The following is a 20,313-nucleotide window of genomic DNA, read 5'->3' as shown; positions in this document are numbered from 1 at the left end:
CTTGTGAAGCTTTCGGAGTGGGCACGGCAGCAGGGCGTGAGCTACCAGACCGCCTGGCGATGGGTGAAGGACGGGAAGATGCCCGTTCCGGTCCGCCAGGCGCCGTCCGGGACGTGGCTGGTCGCTGAGCCCGCTCCGGCCGTCTCTGCGACCTCAGGGCGGGTGGTGGCGTACTGCCGCGTGTCGTCCGCCGAGCAGAAGGCCGACCTTGAGCGGCAGGCCGCCCGGGTCGTGGCCGGCGCGAACGGGCTCGGCCTGGCTGTCGCCGAGGTCGTCACCGAGGTCGGCTCGGGGCTGAACGGACGGCGCCGCAAGCTGCACCGCCTACTGTCCGACCCGCAGACGGCGGTGATCGTGGTCGAGCGCCGTGACCGGCTGGCCCGGTTCGGCGTCGAGCATCTCGAAGCCGTGCTGTCGGCGTCCGGGCGGCGCCTGGTCGTCCTCGACCCCACTGAGACCGCTGACGACCTGGTGCGGGACATCACCGAGGTGCTCACGTCTATGTGCGCCCGCCTGTACGGGCGGCGGGCGGCGAAGAACCGCGCCGCCCGCGCGGTGGCCGTGGCGACCGGCGAGGCCGCCGAGTGAAGAAGTTCCAGGCGCAGCCCGGTTTTGTGGTGCAGGCGTTCCGGTTCGCTCTGGACCCGAACGCCGCCCAGGAGGCCGCGCTGCGCTCGCACTGCGGCGCCGCCCGTGCCGCGTACAACTGGGCGGTCGCCTGGGTCGGGGCGTCGTGGTGGCAGCGCAAGGCCGAGGAGTCGTACGGGATCGTCGAGGAGCAGCTGACGCAGTGGCGGCCGTGGTCGCTGCCCGCCCTGCGGAAGGCGTTCAACGAAGGCAAGCACACCGACCCGCGGTTCGCCGCCTGGTGGGAGGACAACTCCAAGGAGGCGTACTCCACCGGCCTCGCGAACGCCGCCGCCGCGTTCGACAACTATGCGAAGTCCAAGCGCGGACAGCGCAAGGGCAAGCGAGTCGGTATGCCGCGTTTCAAGTCGAAGCGGAAGGCGCGCCTGTCCTGCCGCTTCACGACCGGCACGATCCGCGTCGAGCGGGATGGCCGGCATGTGACGCTGCCGAGGCTGGGCACGCTGCGCACCCACGAGCCCACCGCCGGGCTCCTCGCCCGCGTCCAGGCCGGGACGGCCCGGATCCTTTCCGCGACCGTCCGCCACGAGCGGGGACGCTGGTTCGTGTCCTTGCAGGCCGAGGTGAAACGCGACCTGGAACGCGTGGCGCGGCCGGACGTGGCGGTCGGGATCGACCTCGGGGTGAAGACCCTCGCGGTCCTGGCCGACAGCACCGGCGAAATCCGCACCGTCGCGAATCCCGGGCACTACGACGCCGCGCGCAGGCGACTGCGCCGCGCCTCCCGCATCGTGTCCCGCAGACAGGGACCGGACCGGCGCACCGGACGGAAGCCGTCGAAGCGGTGGCAGAAGGCCAACGCCGCCCGCAACAAGGTGCATCACCGGGTGGCGAACCTCCGCGAAGACGCCCTGCACAAGCTCACCACCGCCGTGGCCGCCGAGCACGGCACCGTCGTGGTGGAAGACCTCAACGTCGCCGGCATGCTCCGCAACCGGCGCCTCGCCCGCCGGATCGCCGACGCCGGATTCGGCGAGATCCGCCGCCAGCTCGCCTACAAGACCAGCCGGCGCCACGCCACCCGCCTCGTGGTCGCCAACCGCTGGTACCCCTCCTCCAAGACCTGTTCCGGGTGCGGCGTAGTGAAAGCCAAGCTGCCGCTGCACATCCGGACCTACAAATGCGACGCCTGCCACCTGGTCATCGACCGGGACGACAACGCCGCACTCAACCTCGCCGCTCTCGCGGCAGCCGTAGTAACTGGTACCGGAGTGGCCGGAGACCAGGACACCGCCCCGGCGGTGTCGAAGCCTCGTGGAGCCGACCAGAAGACCCGCGCCACCCGCCCCCGCCGCAAGGCGAGCGCGGGGCGGGCAGGTGGCGCAACCCTGCCGCACCAGCGGCAGACAGAAACGAGAGACCGTACTCAAGCCGAGCCGTTGACGCTCTGGTGATGTGACGGACCTTCCGGGCAGAAATACCCGGAATGCTGAGACCTGACTACGGTCTCGGCAACGGGACCAAGGAAGGCCAGGAGACCGTGCTCGCCGTCGAGATCGGCCGGGAGGGCTTCGACTGGGCCGTCGGACGGGCGTGTCTGTCGCATTACGATCCGGGCGTGCACGCCGACCGGGAGGCCTGGCGGCGGGAGTTGCGGCACTCGCCCGTGCGCGTGCAGTGGGACCCGGAGCGTGATCTGCGGTTGAACGCGTTGCCGTACCGCTCGCTCCAGCTCGGTCTCTCCGGCGAGGCCGCGCGGCGGTACGCGGACGAGTGGATCGTCTCCGTGACCGACGTGACGCCGCTCGCGCGCCGGATCCATGGGCTCGTACGCGTGGGCGGGCCGAGTGAACTGGCCGAGGCCGCGTCGCTGTTGCCCCGGGAGAGCGACTACCCGGAGCCGTAGGCCCCCGCCACCCGGCGAGGCCGGAACGCCACCCGGCGAGGCCGGAAACGGGCGATTCCCGCGCTGTTTTCGGACCATGAGGCGGGTTCCGCCCGGACGGCCCGGCCCTCGGGTCACGCTGGTCGGTGGCGAGTGCCGCGACCGGCACGAGCACACCACCTACCGGGGAGCGGCCGTGAGCCATGCACCGGGCACCTCAGCTTCTCCGGCGCCGCCGCCGGACATCCAAGAGGCGGAAGATCTCGCGGAGGTCGTCGTCACCGGCGGCTCCGGCTTCGTCGGCCGTCACCTCGTCGCGGCCCTGGCGCGTGCCGGTACGAAGGTCACCGTCGTCGATCACGCGCCGCTCGGCCAGGACGTCGCCGCGCTGCCCGGTGTCCGCTACGTACGGGCCGACCTGCGGGACTACGGCGAGACCCTGCTCGCCCTCGAAGGCGCCGACACCGTCTTCCACCTGGCCGGCAACGCCAGCGGGAACCTCTCCGTCGAGAATCCCCGGCTCGACTTCCACCTCAACGCGCTCGCCACCAGCAATGTGGGCAACGCCGCCCTCGAACTCGGCGTGCCACGCCTCGTCTTCCTCTCCTCCGCCATCGTGTACGGCACCCCCGTGCACACGCCGATCGGCGAGAGCCACCCGACCGGGCCCTTCCTGCCGTACGGCGCGTCCAAGCTCGCCGGTGAGTTCGCGCTGCTCAGCCTGCACCGTACGGCCGGGCTGCCCGTCGTGATCGGCCGCTCCTTCGTGATCTACGGGCCGGGGGAGGACCCGCGCCGGGCCGGGGGCGAGGTGTCCCAGTTCCTGCGGTGGCAGCTCAACGAACGGCCGATCCCGGTCGTCGGCGACATCGACCGCAAGACGCGGGACTTCGTCCACGTCCACGACGTGTGCCGCGCGCTCGTCACGCTGGCCGTCCGCGGGGCGGAGGGCGAGATCTACAACATCGGCAGCGGTACGGAGCTGTCCATGCGGGCCCTGGCCGCCGCCGTCGCCGACGCCACGGGCCGGCCCGCCCGGCTGGAGGCAGACGACCGCAGCCTGGCGGACAGTTTCGCCCTGGTCGCGGACATCGCGAAGCTGTCCGCGCTCGGCTTCGCGCCACGGGTCACCCTGGAGGCGGGGCTCGCCGCGCTCGCGGCGGAGCTCGGCCCGTACCCGGAACTCCCGTCCGTACGAGCCGCCTTCCGCAGGGAGCCGCGCGTACGCGGGCGGAGGCTGCGCCCCGTCGTGCGCGAGGCCCGGACCGAGGACCGGCGTGAGGCCCGGCCCGGGGTACCGTACGAGGCGGAACGTGCGGCGCGGCGTGACGCGCACGGTACGGACGGGGTGCCGGCGTGCTCGCGCTGACCGGCGGCCGCCCTGTCATCCCCGAGGGCGCCGTCGCCCCCTGGCCCTGGATACGCGACGAGGACCGGACGGCCGTGCTCGGCGCGCTCGACCGGGCGACGCCCTGGCACTGGCCCATGGCCGCCGTCGAGGAACTGGAGGCGGCCTGGGCCGACTTCACCGGCATGCCCTACGTCCTCGCCGCCAACTCCGGCACCGCCGCCCTCCACATGGCTGTCTCCGCCGCCGGGGTCGAGCCCGGCGACGAGGTGCTGGTACCCGCCGACACCTTTCTCGCCTCCGCCTCCTGTGTGCTCCAGGCCAATGCCGTACCGGTCTTCGTGGACACCGACATCGAGACGTTCAACCTCGATCCCGCCCGGGTCGAGGAGCGGATCACCGACCGTACGCGCGCGATCGTCGCCGTGGACCTCAACGGCCTGCCCGCCCCGTACGATCCGCTGCGCCGGATCGCGGACCGGCACGGCCTGGCCCTGATCGAGGACGCCGCGCAGGCGCACGGCGCCACGTACCACGGACGGCCGGCGGGCGCGCTCGGCACGCTGAGCGCGGCCAGTCTGAACGGCTCGAAGTGCTTGTCGGCCCTCGGCGAAGGCGGGCTGTTCGCGACGCGCGACCCCGACGAACACCGGCTCGCGCGCCGGGTCCTGATGTTCGGAGAGGAACTGTCCGGTCAGGGGCGCGACTACAACGCCCGCATCATGGGCTGGAACTACCGGATCGACGTCCTCGCCGCCGCCTTCGCACGCTCGCAGCTCGGCCGGCTGCCCGAGATGTCGCGCGTACGGCGCGCCAACGGCGCCGCGCTGACCGCCGCGCTGGCGGGCGTCCCGGGCATCAGGCCGCCGGTGGTGCCCGACGGGCTGACCCACGTCTACTTCTTCTATCCCCTGCTCGTCGCGCCGGAGGAGCTGGGGCTGGCCGAGTCGGACGTGCCGGTGGCGGCCTTCCGTGACGCCGTCGAGCGCGCGGTGAACGCCGAAGGGCTCGGCATCATGCGCTGGCAGCCGCGGCCGGTGCCCGCGCAGACGCTGTTCCAGGAGATGCGTGGTTACGGGCGCGGCTGCCCGTGGACCTGCGGTCACGCGCGACCAGGGCACCGGTACCGGGCCGAGGAGTACCCGGTGGCGGAGGAGATCTGCCGGCGGCGGCTGGTCCTCGGCCAGAGCTTCAGCTCGCTCGGGCCGCCGAACGACGAGGGCACCATGCGGCTGTTCGCCGAGGTGTTCCACAAGGTGCTGGTCGAGGAGCGCGACGCGGTCGTGGCGCTCGCACGCGGCTTGGCGCGTGACGGGGCGTACGACGATCAAGGGGCCGCGTGACAGGGCGTACGACGATCACGGGGCCGCGTGACGCGCGTCGGGGCGTGCGAAGAGGGCGCGTGCGTGCGAAAGGGGCGCGTGACCTGACCGTGTGACGGAAGGGGCGACCCTTCACGCTCCCCCTTCCGTGTCCGCGCCTTCCCACGTCCGTGTGCCGTTCGGCCGGTTCCAGGACACCGGACGGAGCCGGAGCCGAGACTTCAGAGGGATCTGGAGATCGTCGGCAACCGGAAGGACGCACCACTCGATGCGGAACGAGGCGGACGCCCAGGACAGCCGGGCAGCGGACCGGCCCGCGGACCGGGCGGAGGGCCGGAGGGGTGATCGGGCGGAGGGCCGGTCCGGGGCTCGGGCCGGCGCCACGGTCACGACCGTGGCCGCGCCGGACCGGGGCCCGGCACCCGCGCCACCACGACGCGCGCGCGTGGCCGTGTGCGCGGTCTTCTTCCTCACCGGCGCGGCCTTCGCCACCTGGGCGGCCCGGGTCCCCGCCGTGCGGGAGGGCCTCGGACTGTCCGCCGGGCAACTGGCCGTGGCGCTGGTCGGGCTCAGCGGTGGCGCGTTCCTCGGACTGCCGTTGGTGGGCGGGCTGGTGGCGCGCCACGGCAGCCGCCCGGTGCTGTGCACCGGCATGGCGGCCTACCTGGTCGCCCTGGCGGGCCTTGCCTTCGCCCCGAACCTGCCGCTGCTCACGCTCACCCTGGCGGTGTTCGCCTGCGGCAACACGGCCGTCGACGTCGCCATGAACACCCAGGGCGTGATGGTGGAGCGCGCCTACGGCCGCGCCGTCCTGGGCGGCTTCCACGCCATGTTCAGCCTCGGCGGGATCACGGGAGCCCTGGCCGGCTCCCTGGCGGCGGCCAAGGGCGTGGGGGTGGCGGCGCACTTCACCGTCACGGCCCTGGTCCTGTGCGCCGCGGCGGGCGTGGCGGCGCTCGCGCTGCTCCCCGACGAGCGGGCGGCGGCCGAGGATCCGGGGCCGCTGTTCGCCCTGCCCGGCGGCGCGCTCTGGGTTCCCGGGCTCGTCGCCTTCTGCGCGCTGATGGGGGAGGGCGTCATGAACGACTGGGGAGCGGTCTACCTGCACGACGTGACCGGTGCCTCCCCGGGGGCGGCAGGCGCCGGATTCGCCGTCTTCTCCGCCGGGATGGTCATCGGGCGGCTCTCGTCCGACCGGATCCGGGCGCGTGCCGGCACCGTGCGCTTCACCCTCGGCTGCGCCCTCGTCGCCGCCCTCGGCGGAGCGGTCTCGGTCTCCGTTCCCGTCCCGGGCGCGGGCTTCGCGGGGTACGCGCTCCTCGGGCTCGGCATGGCGTCGGTGATTCCCGTGGTCTTCGGCCACGCGGCCCGGGTCAGGCCGGAGCGCCCGGGCCCCGCGATCGCGGCGGTCTCGGCGGTCGGGTACGTGGGCTTCCTCGCGGGCCCGCCCCTGATCGGCGGGATCGCCGAGGCGGCGCACCTGCGGGTCGCCATGCTCGTCCTGCCCGCGCTGATGGTCACGATGGCGCTGCTCGCGCCGCGCCTGCGACGCGTGTGACGCCGCACGGCGACCGCGCGCACCGCACGGCCCGCGCCGTACGGCGTGACGCGCCGGTACGGCCAGGGCGGACCGTACAGCCGCCGTCCGGGGTCAGATCTGGTTCTCGCCGCCGTCGACGTACAGGTTGGCTCCGAGGATGAAGCTGCTCTGCTCGGAAGCGAGGAAGGCCACCACGTCGGCGACCTCGTCGGCGCGCCCGATCCTGCCGAGTGGGACACCCGCGGCGAACCGCGCCTTGAGGGCGGGCGCTTCCTCCGCGCCCACCATCCTGTCGAGCGCGGGAGTGTCGATCGTGCCCGGGGAGATCGCGTTGACCCGGATGTTCCGGTCCTTGAGCTCGTTGGCCCAGGTCCGGGCGAAGGACCGGACCGCTGCCTTGGAGGCCGCGTACGTGCCGAACGCCGCGACACCGTCATCGGCGCGCACCGAGGCGTTCAGGATCACCGAGGCGCCGTCGTTGAGCAGCGGCAGCGCCTTCCGCACCGTGAACAGCGTGCCCCGGACGTTGACGCCGAAGGTCTGGTCGAAGTGCTCCTCGGTGACCTGCTCCAGTGTCGCGAACGAGGCGCTCGCGGCGTTGGCGAAGACCACGTCCAGGCCCCGGCCCCGGGCGCGGACCGCGTCGTAGAGGCGGTCCAGGTCGGCGAGGTCGGAGATGTCACCCGCCACCGCGGTGGCCCGGGCCGCGCCGATGGTCTCCACGGCCGCGTCCAGCTCGGTCTTGCGCCGGCCGGTGATGAACACGTGTGCGCCTTCGGCTGCCAGCCGGACGGCGGTGGCGAGGCCGATCCCGGTGCTGCCGCCGGTGATGACGGCGGTCTTGCCTTCAAGCTGTCCCATGGTGCATGACCTCCACAGAATTTGATACCGATCGGTACTGAATGAAGACCGTAGCACATCTGCACCGTCCAGTACGGAAGGGGTAGGGTGGCTCACATGGAGACGCGGCGGAAGGCACCGATCGGTCGGCCGAGAGGATTCGACGCCGACGAGGCGCTCGAACGCGCCATGCGGGTCTTCTGGGAACAGGGCTACGAGGGCGCCAGCCTCACCGACCTGACCAGCGCCATGGGCATCACCCGCACCAGCATGTACGCGGCCTTCGGCAACAAGGAGGAGCTGTTCCGCAAGGCCCTGGAGCGTTACACCGAAGGTCCCGCCTCGTACGGGGCCCGGGCCATGCGGGAGCCGACCGCCCGGCAGGTGGCCACCGCGTTCCTGAACGGCTCCGTCCGGGCCACCACCCGCCCCGACTGCCCCGCCGGTTGCCTCGGCGTCCAAGGCGCCCTCGCCGCCGGCGATCCGGGACGCCCTGCCCGGGACACCCTCAGCGCCTGGCGAGAGGAGGCCACCTCCGGCCTCCGTGACCGGTTCCGGCGGGCCGTCGACGAAGGCGACCTGCCCCCCGGCACCGATCCCGGACTGCTCGCCCGCTACCTCATGACCGTCGCCAACGGCATCGCCGTCCAAGCCGCCGGCGGTGCGACCCGCGACGACCTTCAGCGGGTGGCCGACATGGCCCTGATGAACTGGCCGCCGCCTGAGTGATCAGGGCGGACCACAGTCCCCCGGGCGGGCCACAGTCCCCCCGAGCCGGCTGACAGGGCCCCCGGCCGGCCGACAGGGTCCCGGGTCCCCGGCCCGGCCCGGGCACCCACGCCTCTCGACCGCCGCCCCCCACCGCGGCCGAGCGCTTCCGTCTCAGCCGGAGAAGTCCCAGGTCAGCACCGAGCACATGCCTTCCTCCCGCGCCCCGGCGGACCGATAAGTCGCGAGCGCCGGGTCGTTGCCCGCCTCCGCGCCGACCCACAGGTCGTAACAGCCGCGCTCACGTGCCTCCGCCGCCAGCGCCTCGGCCAGCGCCCTGCCGATGCCCGCCCGCCGGTACGGCTCCGCCACCGCCAGCTCGTACAGGCACATCTCCGTGCCCTTGTCCGGGTGCGTCATCTCCACACCGGAGGCCATCCCGACGGGCCGGTCGTCGGCGTAGGCGATCAGCATCAGATGACCCGGGGACGCGAGGAAGCGCTCCGCCCAGTCGATACGCGGCGGGCCGTCGAACAGCGTCCCCGCCGCCATCAGCTCTGCGACCGTCGTCGCGCGACGGATCGTGGTGTCCATGTGTCGTTGGCCCCCTTCGGCTTCGCCGCGGCAGCCGACGGCCGACGGCCGGCAGCCGTCGGCGCGGCGGACGGCGGGTACGGCGGCGCGGCCGCGGACCACCGTGGCGCGTACCGCGTCCGGTGTACGGCGACGGTATCCCGTACGCCTCGAGGATGCCTCGCGGTTCCGACCGGGGACAGCGGTGGCGCGCCGGAACCACGTTTAGGGTTTCACGCATGGAGACCCGAACACCTCTCAGGTCCCGGCCGCGCGCACGCCTGCTCGCGGGCCTGGCCGCCGTCGCCGTACTGGTCGGCGCCGGGACCTGGACCGCAGTCGCCTCGGACCGGCCGCCCCCGGTGCACCGGGCGGACCAGACACTGGCGATGCCCGGCGCCCGGATCGACACCTCGTACTTCACCGCGGGAGGCGGCGGACGCCGGCCCGCGGTTCTCATAGGCCACGGTTTCGGCGGCAGCAAGAACGACGTACGGGCCCAGGCCGAGAAGCTCGCCCGCGACGGCTACGCGGTACTGACCTGGTCGGCCCGCGGCTTCGGGAAATCCACCGGAAAGATCGGACTCAACGACCCCGACAACGAGGTCAAGGACGTCTCCCGGCTGATCGACTGGCTCGCGAAACGTCCCGAGGTGAGCCTGGACGCCAAGGGCGATCCCCGCGTCGGCGTCACGGGGGCCTCCTACGGCGGGGCCGTCTCGCTTCTCGCCGCCGGGTACGACGACCGCGTCGACGCCATCGCTCCGCTGATCACCTACTGGAACCTCGCGGACGCCCTCTTCCCGAACGGGGTCTTCAAGAAGCTCTGGGCCGGGATCTTCATCTCCAACGGCGGCGGCTGCGCCCGCTTCGAGAAGCAACTGTGCGACATGTACGAGCGGGTCGCCCTCTCCGGGAAACCGGACCCCGCCGCCCGTGACCTCCTCCAGCGGCGCAGCCCGTCCGCCGTCGGCGACCGGATCGACGTGCCCGCGCTGATCGTCCAGGGCCAGAACGACTCGCTCTTCCCGCTCGGCCACGCCGACGCCATGGCGCGCGCGATCCAGCGCAACGGGGCGCCCGTCGACGTCGACTGGATGGCCGGCGGGCACGACGGCGGGGACCCGGAGGCCGGCCGTCTCGAAAGCCGCGTCACCCAGTGGTTCGACCGCCATCTCAAGGATGAGCAGGAAGCCACCACCGGTCCCGCGTTCCGGGTCAGCAGGACCGGCGGCGTCGACTCCACCGATGGCCGGGCGCAGCTGCGCGGCGCGAGCGGTGACCGCTACCCGGGCCTGACGAGCGGCACCACATCCGTCCCGCTCACCGGCCGCGCCCAGACCTTCGAGAACCCCGCGGGCGGCGCGCCGCCCGCGATCTCCGCCGTACCCGGGCTGGGCGGCGGGCTCGCCCAGCTGTCGTCGGCCGGAGTCGGACTCTCCCTCGACTTCCCCGGCCAGTACGCGCGTTTCGACTCGGCGCCCCTCGACCGCTCGCTGCGCGTCACCGGCTCGCCGACCGTACGGGCGACGGTCCGCTCCAGCACCGGTGAGGCGGTCCTCTTCGCCAAGCTCTACGACGTCGGGCCCGACGGCCGCGGCCAGGTGCTGCCCTCCCAGCTCGTCACGCCCCTACGGGTCGAGGACGCCCGCCAGGACAGGACCGTCGAGATCACGCTGCCCGCCGTGGACCATCAGGTCGCCCCGGGACACCGGTTGCGGCTGGTGCTCTCGGCCACCGACCTCGGCTACGCCTCGCCGGCCGCCCCCGCCGACTACCGGGTCTCCGTGGCGGGCGCGCTGGCCGTACCGACCGTGCCCGCCCTCACCACCGGCGCCACCGGGCTGCCCTGGTGGACCTGGGGACTGCCGGCCGCCGGAGTCGTGATCGCGGCCGGGCTGCTGCTCACCGCCCGGCGCCGCACCGCCGCGCCCGCGCCCGACCCCGCGCTCGCCGAAGTGCCGCTCCAGATCAGCGGGCTGACCAAGCGGTACGCCAAGTCGTCCGACCGGTACGCGGTCCGCGACCTCTCCTTCCGGGTCGAGAAGGGCCAGGTGCTCGGCCTGCTCGGCCCGAACGGCGCCGGCAAGACGACCACCCTGCGCATGCTGATGGGGCTCATCGGGCCCGACGCCGGCGAGATCCGGGTCTTCGGACACGCCATCAGGCCGGGCGCGCCGGTCCTCTCCCGCGTCGGGGCGTTCGTGGAAGGCGCCGGTTTCCTGCCGCACCTGTCGGGCCGGGCCAACCTGGAGCTGTACTGGCAGGCCACCGGCCGCCCGGCCGAGGACTCCCGCATCGACGAGGCCCTGGAGATCGCCGGCCTCGGTGACGCGCTCGCCCGTGCCGTACGCACCTACTCGCAGGGCATGCGGCAGCGCCTCGCCATCGCCCAGGCCATGCTCGGCATGCCGGACCTGCTGATCCTGGACGAACCGACCAACGGACTCGACCCGCCCCAGATCCGCGAGATGCGGGACGTGATGATCAAGTACGCGGCCGGCGGCAGGACCGTCATCGTCTCCAGCCACCTCCTCTCCGAGGTCGAGCAGTCCTGTACGCACCTGGTCGTCATGGACCGGGGGCGGCTCGTGCAGGCGGGACCGGTCGAGGAGATCACCGGCTCGGGCGACACCCTGCTGGTCACCACCGCCGAGCCGGTACCGGAAGCGGTGGCCGACGAGGTCGCCGGCCTGGCGGGGGTCGGCTCCGCCGTCCGGACCGACGAGGGGCTGCTCGTCGGGCTCGACGGCATGACCACCCAGGCCCTGATCGCCGAACTGGTCCGGCTGGACGTACCGCTGACGGGGGTCGGGCCGCACCGACGCCTGGAGGACGCGTTCCTCACTCTGATCTCAGGAGGCTCCGCATGAGCGCGCTGACCGAATCGGCCCCCGGCTACCGTCCCCGGCGCACCCTGCCGCTGCGGGTCGAGACGCTGCGGCAGCTGAAGCGGCGGCGGACGCTGGCCATGGGGGGCGTCCTGGCCGTCCTCCCGTTCGTGATGATCGTGGCCTTCGCCATCGGGGGCACCCCGGAGGGACGGGAGAACGGGCGGGTGACCCTGATGGACACCGCGACCGCCTCCGGTGCCAACTTCGCCGCCACGTGTCTCTTCGTCTCCGCGGGCTTCCTCCTGGTCGTGCCCGTCGCCCTGTTCCACGGGGACACCGTCGCCTCCGAGGCGAGCTGGTCGTCGCTGCGCTACCTGCTGGCCGCTCCCGTGCCCCGGATCCGGCTGCTGTGGAGCAAGCTGGCGGTGGCGCTCCTGATGAGTGCCGGGGCGATCCTGCTGCTCCCGCTGGTGGCGCTGGTCGCCGGCACGGCCGCGTACGGCTGGGGGCCGCTCGAACTGCCGACGGGCGGCTCCCTGGCCCCGGCCGAGGCCATGCCCCGGCTGCTCGTCGTGGTCGCGTTCATCTTCGTCTCCCAACTGGTCACCGCCGCGCTCGCCTTCTGGCTGTCGACCAGGACCGACGCCCCGCTGGGCGCGGTCGGCGGCGCGGTGGGCCTCACGATCATCGGCAATGTGCTGGACGCCGTCACGGCGCTCGGTTCCTGGCGGGACTTCCTGCCCGCCCACTGGCAGTTCGCCTGGGCCGACGCGCTCCAGCCGCAGCTGGAGTGGGGCGGCATGGTGAAGGGGGCGGCGATCTCGGTGACCTATGCGGTGGTGCTGTTCGCCCTGGCCTTCAGGGGCTTCTCCCGCAAGGACATCGTGTCTTGAGGCCCCTCGTGTCCTGAGCGCCGTCGCGCCGTGAGGGTCAGATCCAGCCCCGGCGAGCCGCTTCCGCGCCTGCCCGGAAGCGGCTCGTCGTGCCGAGCGCGGTGAGCAGGTCCCCCACCCGCCGGCTGTAGGTCCGGGTGGACATGCCCAGGCGTGTCGCCGCCGTCTCGTCCGTCAGCCCCGCCAACAGCGCCTCCAACACCGGCCGCAACTGGCTCGGCAGCACCCCGGGGGCCGGGAGCGCGGCCGTCGGCAGGTCCTCGCCCGTCTCCCACCACATCTCGTGCGTACGGACGAGGGCCTGGACGACCACCGGATCCCGGATCAGCAGCAGTCCGTGGTAGTGGAGTTGGAGATCGAGGGGCACCGCCGCCACCGAGCGGTCCACCAGGATCATCTTGAACGGGATCGAGTCCGTCTGCCGTGCCCGCCCCGGAAGCTGGCGGGGCAGGGGGTACGGGAGCCCCGTCAGCCCGTGCCGGGGCACGATCCGTCGGACGGAGACCGCGGGCAGCCGTCTGCGCCGCCGGCCGCCGGACCCCCGGCCCTCCTCCCACGCGCGCTCGCCCGCCGCCCGCACGCAGGCGCCCGCGAAGTCGAGGAACTGCTCCGGCACGCACTGGTTGGCGCAGCCCGCCGGATCGTCGAAGATGAGCAGTTCGTGGCGGGCGGAGCGGACCAGCGCGGTCAGGGTGGCCGTCACCTGGCGCACACCGCGGATGGGCCTGCCCGGAGGGTGGGGCGTGTCCACCACGTCCTCCCGAACGACGTCCACCGACAGCGCAGACCTGTTGAGCACAGAACCTGGAACATCCCCCACGTGGACCACCCCCCGCCATCCCCTCGGAGCCGTACGCAACTCCATGTACGCACACGGCTTCGTTCCGTGACAAGGGCCAGTTCAGAGAGTGGCGACTCCATGCCAGTTCTGTGCGCCTGATAGGTGTTTGTCGGGACGGGCGACGCCGGGAGTGACCCGGTTGACCTCAGGTGTGAGTGGCCGGCGCCTGCTCGGGCGGGAGCGGCAGCGTCGCCCATACGGTTCGCCCGGTGCCGCCCGCGCGCGGGACGACCCCCCAGGCGTCGGCGAGGCTCTCCACGAGCAGCAGCCCCCGCCCGTTCTCCGCGCGGGAGTCGGGCCGCCGGGGGCTGAGCCCGGCGCCGGTGCTCTCCGCGGTCCGCTCCCGCGGGGCGCGTACGCCCTGGTCGTGCACGTCGAGCCGGACATGCGCCGCCGTGACCCGTACCTCGCACGTGATCAGCGCGCTGTCCGTGTGCAGGACGGCGTTCGTGAACAGCTCGGAGATCACCAGCACCGCGGTGTCGCACGCGTCCGCGCACACGCGCCGGTGGCGGAGCGAGGACTCCAGTCGCTGCCGCGCGTCGGCGACGCACTCGCGCCTGCTGGGCAGCAGGAACACCGTGCTGTGCTCCGGCACGCTCGCGCGCCTGTCGAGCCTGTCGTGCCCGGGGGGTCGTGGTCGTTGGTGGTCCGGACGGTCCGGGCCGCCCACCGACGCGCTCCAGGCGTCCCAGAGGTGGCGGGCACGGGTCTGCAACTCACCAGCGAGTGACTGGTGTTTCGTGCGTGCACCGTGATCCGTGATGTGAGCCACGAGTTCACTATGCTGCTGAGGCGCTCAGGCCGCAACCAACCGTTCTGATAATTTCAAAGTGCTCACGGTCTCCTGGATGGTGAGTCAACTTCCTGTCAGACTTCGGGGAATGAGCCTGAGCCTGAGCCCGTGCCGGGAGGTCTGTCCGAAGACGTGGCGGAAGGAGGCGGTCGCGTGAACGAGGCCCGTTCGGGTACCGCCCCCACGGTCCTGCGCATCGTCCTGGGAAAACGCCTCGGCGCGCTGCGGGAGAAGGCGAAGGTGACGCGGGAGGCGGCGGCCGAGGTTCTCGACGTCACACCGCTGACCATTCGGCGCATGGAGAATTCGGAGGTCAGCCTCAAGCTTCCGTACGTCAGGCTGCTCCTCCAGACGTACGGCGTCGGCGAGCCGGAGGCGAGCGAGTTCGTCGAACTCGCCAAGGACGCCAACAGACCCGGCTGGTGGCACCGCTTCCGCGACGCCCTGCCCGGCTGGTTCAGCGCCTACGTCAGCCTGGAGGACGAAGCCGGCCTGATCAGGACGTACGAGCCCCACTACGTGCCCGGTCTCCTCCAGACCGAGGACTACGCGCGGGCCGTCCTGCGGGTGGGCGCCCACGGCAACGCCCAGGAACTGGAACGGCGCGTAGCCCTCCGGATCAAGCGGCAGGAACTGCTCACCAAACCGGACGCGCCGGCCCTGTGGATCCTCATGGAGGAAGCGGTCCTCCGCCGGCCCGTCGGCGACGCGGACGTGATGCGCGCGCAGGTCGACAGACTGCTGGAGGCCACCGACCTGCCGAATGTGACCCTCCAGGTCATGCCCTTCTCGGTCGGGCCGCACCTCGGCGCCTTCGGCCCCTTCCACCTCTTCCGCTTCGACATCCCCGAGCTGCCGGACATCGTCTACACCGAGGCGCTGACCGGTGCCGCGTACATGGACCAGCGCTCCGATGTCGTCGCCTACCTCGAAGTCCTGGACCACATGTCCGCCCGGGCGGCCCCCGTTGACGAAACAAGAGCTTTTCTCCGAGTGATACGCAAGGAACTCTGATGCGGGAGATTTTCAACGGCATGCCGGCCGAGGGGCTGGGCGCCGACGGCTGGGAGAAGCCGTGGAGCGGCCCCAACGGCGGCAGTTGCGTCGAGGCGAAGAGGATGGGCGGCGGGCTCGTCGGGATCCGCCAGTCCACCGACCCGTCCGGGCCGACGCTGATCTGCACCACCGCGGCCATGGCCGACTTCATCACCGGCGCGAAGGCCGGACTCGCGGACTTCCTGCTGGAGCCGCTCCAACCGCGGTAGCCGCTGGAGCCGGCAGTGCTTGTCGCGGCTGTTCCGGCTCCTCTCCGCTCGACCCGTGTGACCTGATCTATCTGCGCTCCACCTGCTCCACCTGCTCCACCTGCTCCACCTGCTCCACCTGCTCCACCTGCTCCACCTGCTCCACCTGCTCCACCAGCTCCACCTGCTCCGCCAACCCCCCTCGCAACGGCCAGAATTGGACGGCTCAGCATGACGGACCTCGACCGGTCGTCGGTCGTCGAGATCGACACCACCCGACCGCACCCCGCCCGTATGTACGACTACTACCTCCAGGGCAAGGACTACTACGAAGTCGACGAGGTGGCCGCGGCCAACGTCGAGAAGGTCCATCCGACCGTCAAGATCACCGCACGGACGAATCGCTACTTCATGCACCGGGCGACGCGCTACCTCGCCCGTGAGGCCGGCATCCGTCAGTTCCTCGACATCGGTACGGGAATTCCGACGCGTCCCAACCTCCACCAGATCGCCCAGGAGGCCGCCCCGGACTCCCGGGTCGTCTACGCCGACTACGACCCGGTCGTCCTGCGGCACGCCGAGGCCCTGATGCGCAGCACGCCCGAGGGCCGGACCACGTACATCCAGGCGGACGTCCGGGACCCGAAGAGCATCATCGAGTCGGAACGGCTGCGCGACACGCTGGACCTGTCCCGGCCGGTCGCGCTCTCGCTCAACGCGCTGCTGCACTTCGTGCCGGACGAGGATGGACCGCACGAGATCATACGAACCCTGCTCGACGCCCTGCCGTCCGGCAGCTATCTCGTCCTCTCCCACTGCACCCCGGACTTCGAGCCGGAGACCTGGGCGAACGTGGTCGCCGTGTACCACCGGGGCGGGATACCCGCCCAGGTGCGGTCCCGGGACGAAGTCCTCCGATTCTTCGACGGCCTGGAGTTCGTGGAGCCGGGCGTGGTCGTGGCGCACCGGTGGCGGCCTGACGGGACGGCGCTGCCGGAGGGCGTGAACGACGCCTCGGTCTCGATCTACGCGGGCGTCGCGCGGAAGCCCTGAACCGGGGCGCCGGGAGCGGGCCCCGAACCGGTCCCGGACCCGGGGCCGAGACCGGGACCGGTCCCGAAGCCGGGACCGGTCCCGGGGGCCGTCCGGTCCATGACGTCGAGACGGTGTACGGGCCCGTGCTCGATGTCGAGTTCCGGCCGCCAGGCCGCGAGGACCTGCGCCGAGGGCGTGAACAGCGGGCTCGGCAGCTCGTCGGCGCGGGTCCAGCGCCAGTGCCGGATCAGCTCGGGCTCCGCGGCCAGGACCGCCCCGTCGTACACGGTGACGACGGCGGCCATGGTCACGCGCGCGAGGGCGGTGTCGGTCCCGTCGGCGTCGCCGTCCTTGTCCGGGCGGTCCGTCCGCGGCGCGCCGACGGCCGTGTCGAGCAGCATCGCGAAGACGGTCACATCGTGCTCGTGGGCGCGCAGCCCCGTCTCCTCCCGGAGTTCGCGCACCGCGGCGGCGGCCACCGATTCGCCGGGCTCCAGCGCGCCGCCCGGCAGCTCCCACGTCCCGCCGCGGTGCAGACCGAGCAGGATCCGCCCGGCGCCGTCCCGCACGATCACGCCGACCCCGATCATGGCGTGCGCGGTGGGCGGCCGGGCGCCGACGCGGGGCGAACCGGCGACACGGGGGTACGGGGGCCGGTCGCGCCGCCGGGCCCGGATCAGACGATGCCCGCCGGAACGACCGGCGGCGAGCATGTCGGCGTCGGCGGTGGCGTCGGCGGTGTTGACGGTGTCGCCGGTGGTCATCTCGTCAACGGTGAAACCGGCCTCCACGAGCAGGTCCTCCCACAGCTCGGGGGTGAGGTCGTCGGTCCGCACGGTGAGGTGCAGCAGCCCGCCGGGCCCGATCGCGGATGCCAGTTCGGCCGGCAGCCGGCGCGGGTCGCTGTGCGGGGAGCAGCGGCGGGACGCGTCGCGGAGGTCGAGCGCGAGGACATCGCCGCGGTGCCGCTCGGCCGCCCGCACGCCGTGTGCCTCGTACGCCGCGCACACGGCACACCGCGCGACGGCGGCGGACTGTCCCGTCGGACGGTCGTTCATCCGAAGACCCCCCGCTCCAGCCGGTCCAGCGTGCGCAGGCCGCGCGCGGTGACGTCGTGTTCGCCATGGGCGGGTCCGTACGCCAGACAACTCGCCGCGTCCAGAGCGGCCAGGCAGGGCAGCGCGTACCGCTCGGTCCCGGTCAAGGACCGGCCGTACCCCTGGAGGAACGCGGTCCGCAGGTCGTCGCGGCCCTGCCATGCGTCGCAGGCCAGCCGTACGAAGTCCTGGACGGCCGGCGCGTACCGGGACCGCTCGAAGCCGATGACGGCGAGCCGCCGGCCGGTCCACAGGGCGTTGCGTTCCTGCGCGTCGCCGTGGACATGGCCGGGAACGAGCCGGTCGGCGAGTCCGCGCAGCTGCTCGGCGGCGTGCCGGACGAGCGCGCGACGGGATTCGGACAGCAGGTCACCGGCGCGTACGAGGTGTTCCTCGGCGTCGGTCGCCGTGCGGACGGCGCTGTCCACGGCGGCCCGCCGGGTGGCGACCGACAGCTTCTCCGTGCCGTGCAGCAGCCGGAGCAGGGCACCGAACTGGCGGTGCGCGGCCCGGTGCGCGGCGGCGCCGAGGCTGAGCCGCGAGAGGGGAGTACCGGGGACGGCGGTCAGCAGCAGGGCGAGGTGGCGGGCGTCGCTGTCGACGAGGCGGGGAGCGCGGTCGTACCCGAGGACGGGAACGGCGGAGTGGTACCCGAAGGTCTCCCGCTCGTAGCACGCCGGCGAGGGCGACTGCTTGAGGTAGAAGCGCCGGTCGCGTCCGTCGGTGACCTCCCACACCCGGGAGGTCCGGCGGGGACGGGACGCGTCGCGTACGGAGGCGAGCGGACCGACGACATGCTCGGCCCAGGCGCGCAGCGCGGACGGGAGTGGCGCGGGTCGCGGCCCGGCGTGGTCGCCGGGGCGCGCGGTGGGCCCGGTCGGCGAGGCGAGGGCGGACCGGGCGGGCAGGGGAGGCCGGGCGGGCCTGAGGGGCCGGGCGGATTCCCCCGGCTGGGCGGGCTCGACCGCCGCCGATGCCCCTGATGCCGCCGATCCGGCCGGTGCCGCGGTGGCGGTGTCGTGGCGGTGACTCATGCGCCCCACCTCGGTGACGGTCGTGCTGCCAGCCCCGCGCGGCGGCCGGACGCGTCAACCGGGCGGACGGCGAGGAGGCGCGGGACCCCGCCGTACTCGAACGCGGGAGGTCCGGCGACCACGGCAAGGGGAGCGGGGACAGGTCGCATGATTCCTCCTGGGCACAGAGCGGTAGGGGCAAGCGCCCGGACAACGGACCTGATCAAGGGCCTGTTACGGGGGACGCCGGGGGAATCATAGAACAGACGTTCGAGAGTGCCGTGGAGGCCGTGCGCCGTGGGCGGAGTCGGCCGAGGGGGCCCGTTCGAATCACTCGTGAGGTGGGTGGCCACACGATCGGGGGATTGCGCGGAGGCGGTGAGCCGAGCGTACGGGACGAGCCGCCGGCCGGGGTCGGAACCGGGGGTTCGTCTCTCCCCCACTCGTGAGGGCGGACACGGGGAGCGCGGCGGCCCTCGGGCTCATCGGCCCAGGGTCGCCACGTTCCTCCTCGAGTCCGGATGATGCGCGAGCCTCTTGCGTGGAGTGTTGCGTCGAGAGCTCCGGAGCGCGCGACGGGCGATCGGCGGTCCCGCCACGGTCGGCGCCGGAGCGGGCGGGCCGCGACGGCCTGTCGCTCGCCCGAGGGCGAGTTCCGCGCGGCGGCCCGACCGGTTACAGCAGGTGGTCGGCCTTGCCGGCCTTGATGTCGCGGATGAGGGTGGTGAGTGCTTCGCGGGTGTCGGTGAGGTAGGTGTCCTCCTGGCCCGCGACGGCTATGTACGCGTTGCCATCTATGTCGGTGCCGATGCGGAAGCAACTGTTGCCCTCTCCGCAGAATGGCTCTTCCCAGGTGATCTCGGTCATGGTGTTCCTCTTCAGAGGTCGTGGGCGAGGTTGTGCATGATGTCGCGTGAGGCGTCAGGTGAAAGGGCGCGTTCGTCCATCCACTGCACATGGGCTCGATACTTGGCCAGGTGTGGCTCGGCGTGCAGGAAGTCGGGGCCGTGAGCGGAGTCCACCTGGGCGGTGTCCAGTTGTGGCACGGGGCCCTCCGAGTAGAACAAGGACTGTCCGGCGCCTGGGAAGCTGCCCAGTTCGACCGGCACCACGCGGATGGTGATGTGCTCCCGTTCGGATGCCTCGACCAGTGTGGCCAATTGGTTCTTGGAGACCTCCGGGCCGCCGAATCGCATTCTCAGGGCCGCCTCGTGGATGTACCCCACGAAGGGAATGGGGTGCTCGCGGCGCAGCACCTGCTGCCGTTCCATCCGGTGGGCAACGCGCAGCTCGACTTCAAGGCGTGACAGGGCGGGCAGAACTGCCGTGAAGATGCTGCGCGCGTAGTCCTCGGTCTGGAGGAGCCCCGGCACGTGGACGGTCTGCATGTTGTGGATCCGGGAGGAGTGCCACTCCAACTCGGCGATGTCCAGCAGCCCGGGCGACAGCCTTCCCCGGTACTCGTCCCACCAGTTCCGCTGTGCGGGTGCGGCGAGTTCCAGCAGGGCGGACACGTAATCCTGGTCCGTGCACTCGCAGTGGGTAGCCAGTGTCCGCAGTCGTTCGGCGCTGATGTTGCGGACTCCGGACTCGATGTTCGAGATCTTGCCCCGGTCGACGCCGAGCAGGCCGGAGGCGAACTCTATGGACATTCCCGCGCCGGTGCGCATCTTGCGAACCTCGACGCCAAGCCTCTTCTGCCGCTGAGTTGGCGCTGTGCGTGCGGGCATCGAGGTCCCTTCTGTCAGCAGGTCTT

Annotated in this window: 19 protein-coding genes and 1 pseudogene; 12 read left to right on the top strand and 8 right to left on the bottom strand. The window is 72.4% G+C overall.

Going from position 1 to position 20,313, the window contains the following annotated elements:
* Positions 1-3: 3 nt before the first annotated feature.
* The 6 genes and pseudogenes from ACU6P3_RS11000 (at position 4) to ACU6P3_RS10975 (ending at position 6,701) form a co-directional block, all read left to right on the top strand.
* On the top strand, positions 4-588 hold the full coding sequence (locus ACU6P3_RS11000; RefSeq protein ID WP_447196959.1) for an IS607 family transposase: 585 nt from the start codon (positions 4-6) through the stop codon (positions 586-588).
* A complete protein-coding gene (gene tnpB / locus ACU6P3_RS10995; protein WP_447196958.1) occupies positions 585-2,042 on the top strand; it encodes an IS607 family element RNA-guided endonuclease TnpB in 1,458 nt (485 codons plus the stop codon). The genes ACU6P3_RS11000 and tnpB overlap by 4 nt, the downstream gene beginning before the upstream one ends.
* A gap of 53 nt (positions 2,043-2,095) precedes the next feature.
* Positions 2,096-2,494: pseudogene (locus ACU6P3_RS10990) on the top strand (DUF4291 family protein); the annotation flags it as partial.
* 175 nt (positions 2,495-2,669) lie between these two features.
* On the top strand, positions 2,670-3,842 hold the full coding sequence (locus tag ACU6P3_RS10985) for an NAD-dependent epimerase/dehydratase family protein (RefSeq protein WP_447196957.1): 1,173 nt from the start codon (positions 2,670-2,672) through the stop codon (positions 3,840-3,842).
* The gene (locus ACU6P3_RS10980; RefSeq protein WP_447196956.1) at positions 3,830-5,164 is read left to right on the top strand and encodes a DegT/DnrJ/EryC1/StrS family aminotransferase; all 1,335 of its coding nucleotides are present in this window, start codon (positions 3,830-3,832) and stop codon (positions 5,162-5,164) included. Before ACU6P3_RS10985 ends, ACU6P3_RS10980 begins: the two co-directional genes overlap by 13 nt.
* Before the next feature lie 373 nt (positions 5,165-5,537).
* Entirely contained in the window at positions 5,538-6,701 is a 1,164-nt protein-coding gene (locus ACU6P3_RS10975) for an MFS transporter (RefSeq protein WP_447196955.1), read from the top strand.
* Positions 6,702-6,794: 93 nt separating this feature from the next.
* On the opposite strand, the gene ACU6P3_RS10970 is transcribed toward ACU6P3_RS10975, so the two are convergent.
* Entirely contained in the window at positions 6,795-7,544 is a 750-nt protein-coding gene (locus ACU6P3_RS10970) for an SDR family NAD(P)-dependent oxidoreductase (RefSeq protein ID WP_447196954.1), read from the bottom strand.
* A 96-nt stretch (positions 7,545-7,640) separates the two neighbouring features.
* Here ACU6P3_RS10970 and ACU6P3_RS10965 point away from each other — a divergent pair, with 96 nt between their 5' ends.
* A complete protein-coding gene (locus ACU6P3_RS10965) occupies positions 7,641-8,252 on the top strand; it encodes a TetR/AcrR family transcriptional regulator (RefSeq protein WP_447196953.1) in 612 nt (203 codons plus the stop codon).
* A 153-nt stretch (positions 8,253-8,405) separates the two neighbouring features.
* Here ACU6P3_RS10965 and ACU6P3_RS10960 read toward each other — a convergent pair whose 3' ends face one another.
* Complete coding sequence (locus ACU6P3_RS10960) at positions 8,406-8,825, bottom strand: GNAT family N-acetyltransferase (RefSeq protein WP_447196952.1); 420 nt, start codon at positions 8,823-8,825, stop codon at positions 8,406-8,408.
* A 218-nt stretch (positions 8,826-9,043) separates the two neighbouring features.
* Here ACU6P3_RS10960 and ACU6P3_RS10955 point away from each other — a divergent pair, with 218 nt between their 5' ends.
* Both ACU6P3_RS10955 and ACU6P3_RS10950 read left to right on the top strand, forming a co-directional pair.
* Entirely contained in the window at positions 9,044-11,677 is a 2,634-nt protein-coding gene (locus ACU6P3_RS10955; protein WP_447196951.1) for an alpha/beta fold hydrolase, read from the top strand.
* A complete protein-coding gene (locus ACU6P3_RS10950; RefSeq protein ID WP_447196950.1) occupies positions 11,674-12,531 on the top strand; it encodes an ABC transporter permease in 858 nt (285 codons plus the stop codon). The genes ACU6P3_RS10955 and ACU6P3_RS10950 overlap by 4 nt, the downstream gene beginning before the upstream one ends.
* Before the next feature lie 37 nt (positions 12,532-12,568).
* Here ACU6P3_RS10950 and ACU6P3_RS10945 read toward each other — a convergent pair whose 3' ends face one another.
* Both ACU6P3_RS10945 and ACU6P3_RS10940 read right to left on the bottom strand, forming a co-directional pair.
* Positions 12,569-13,330, bottom strand: a complete 762-nt coding sequence (locus tag ACU6P3_RS10945) for a helix-turn-helix transcriptional regulator (RefSeq protein ID WP_447196949.1) — start codon at positions 13,328-13,330, stop codon at positions 12,569-12,571.
* 187 nt (positions 13,331-13,517) lie between these two features.
* Positions 13,518-13,970: an ATP-binding protein gene (locus ACU6P3_RS10940; protein ID WP_447196948.1), complete on the bottom strand. Its 453-nt coding sequence runs from the start codon at positions 13,968-13,970 to the stop codon at positions 13,518-13,520.
* A 351-nt stretch (positions 13,971-14,321) separates the two neighbouring features.
* Here ACU6P3_RS10940 and ACU6P3_RS10935 point away from each other — a divergent pair, with 351 nt between their 5' ends.
* The 3 genes from ACU6P3_RS10935 (at position 14,322) to ACU6P3_RS10925 (ending at position 16,465) form a co-directional block, all read left to right on the top strand.
* Complete coding sequence (locus ACU6P3_RS10935; RefSeq protein WP_447196947.1) at positions 14,322-15,182, top strand: Sco1979 family transcriptional regulator; 861 nt, start codon at positions 14,322-14,324, stop codon at positions 15,180-15,182.
* On the top strand, positions 15,182-15,433 hold the full coding sequence (locus ACU6P3_RS10930; protein ID WP_447196946.1) for a DUF397 domain-containing protein: 252 nt from the start codon (positions 15,182-15,184) through the stop codon (positions 15,431-15,433). Before ACU6P3_RS10935 ends, ACU6P3_RS10930 begins: the two co-directional genes overlap by 1 nt.
* Before the next feature lie 210 nt (positions 15,434-15,643).
* The gene (locus ACU6P3_RS10925; protein WP_447196945.1) at positions 15,644-16,465 is read left to right on the top strand and encodes an SAM-dependent methyltransferase; all 822 of its coding nucleotides are present in this window, start codon (positions 15,644-15,646) and stop codon (positions 16,463-16,465) included.
* On the opposite strand, the gene ACU6P3_RS10920 is transcribed toward ACU6P3_RS10925, so the two are convergent.
* The 4 genes from ACU6P3_RS10920 to ACU6P3_RS10905 form a co-directional block, all read right to left on the bottom strand.
* Positions 16,438-17,505, bottom strand: a complete 1,068-nt coding sequence (locus ACU6P3_RS10920) for a nucleotide triphosphate diphosphatase NUDT15 (RefSeq protein ID WP_447196944.1) — start codon at positions 17,503-17,505, stop codon at positions 16,438-16,440. The genes ACU6P3_RS10925 and ACU6P3_RS10920 overlap by 28 nt on opposite strands.
* Positions 17,502-18,578, bottom strand: coding sequence for a phosphotransferase (locus ACU6P3_RS10915; RefSeq protein WP_447196943.1), 1,077 nt, complete (start codon positions 18,576-18,578; stop codon positions 17,502-17,504). Before ACU6P3_RS10915 ends, ACU6P3_RS10920 begins: the two co-directional genes overlap by 4 nt.
* Before the next feature lie 654 nt (positions 18,579-19,232).
* Positions 19,233-19,424: a hypothetical protein gene (locus tag ACU6P3_RS10910; RefSeq protein WP_447196942.1), complete on the bottom strand. Its 192-nt coding sequence runs from the start codon at positions 19,422-19,424 to the stop codon at positions 19,233-19,235.
* Between the two features lie 11 nt (positions 19,425-19,435).
* Positions 19,436-20,287, bottom strand: a complete 852-nt coding sequence (locus tag ACU6P3_RS10905; protein WP_447196941.1) for a helix-turn-helix domain-containing protein — start codon at positions 20,285-20,287, stop codon at positions 19,436-19,438.
* Positions 20,288-20,313 lie beyond the last annotated feature (26 nt).

It is taken from the genome of Streptomyces hebeiensis (genome assembly GCF_052983195.1).
Note: the sequence above shows the minus strand (reverse complement) of the source record. Positions and strands in the feature narration are given on the sequence as shown.

Excerpts from the sequence above, each read along its gene's own strand:
- ACU6P3_RS10915 (WP_447196943.1), bottom strand. The coding sequence starts at position 18,578 with ATGAGTCACCGCCACGACACCGCCACCGCGGCACCGGCCGGATCGGCG.
- ACU6P3_RS10965 (WP_447196953.1), top strand. The coding sequence starts at position 7,641 with ATGGAGACGCGGCGGAAGGCACCGATCGGTCGGCCGAGAGGATTCGAC.
- ACU6P3_RS10905 (WP_447196941.1), bottom strand. The coding sequence starts at position 20,287 with ATGCCCGCACGCACAGCGCCAACTCAGCGGCAGAAGAGGCTTGGCGTC.
- ACU6P3_RS10950 (WP_447196950.1), top strand. The coding sequence starts at position 11,674 with ATGAGCGCGCTGACCGAATCGGCCCCCGGCTACCGTCCCCGGCGCACC.
- ACU6P3_RS10930 (WP_447196946.1), top strand. The coding sequence starts at position 15,182 with ATGCGGGAGATTTTCAACGGCATGCCGGCCGAGGGGCTGGGCGCCGAC.
- ACU6P3_RS10960 (WP_447196952.1), bottom strand. The coding sequence starts at position 8,825 with ATGGACACCACGATCCGTCGCGCGACGACGGTCGCAGAGCTGATGGCG.
- ACU6P3_RS10920 (WP_447196944.1), bottom strand. The coding sequence starts at position 17,505 with ATGAACGACCGTCCGACGGGACAGTCCGCCGCCGTCGCGCGGTGTGCC.
- ACU6P3_RS10910 (WP_447196942.1), bottom strand. The coding sequence starts at position 19,424 with ATGACCGAGATCACCTGGGAAGAGCCATTCTGCGGAGAGGGCAACAGT.
- ACU6P3_RS10970 (WP_447196954.1), bottom strand. The coding sequence starts at position 7,544 with ATGGGACAGCTTGAAGGCAAGACCGCCGTCATCACCGGCGGCAGCACC.
- ACU6P3_RS10925 (WP_447196945.1), top strand. The coding sequence starts at position 15,644 with ATGACGGACCTCGACCGGTCGTCGGTCGTCGAGATCGACACCACCCGA.
- ACU6P3_RS10955 (WP_447196951.1), top strand. The coding sequence starts at position 9,044 with ATGGAGACCCGAACACCTCTCAGGTCCCGGCCGCGCGCACGCCTGCTC.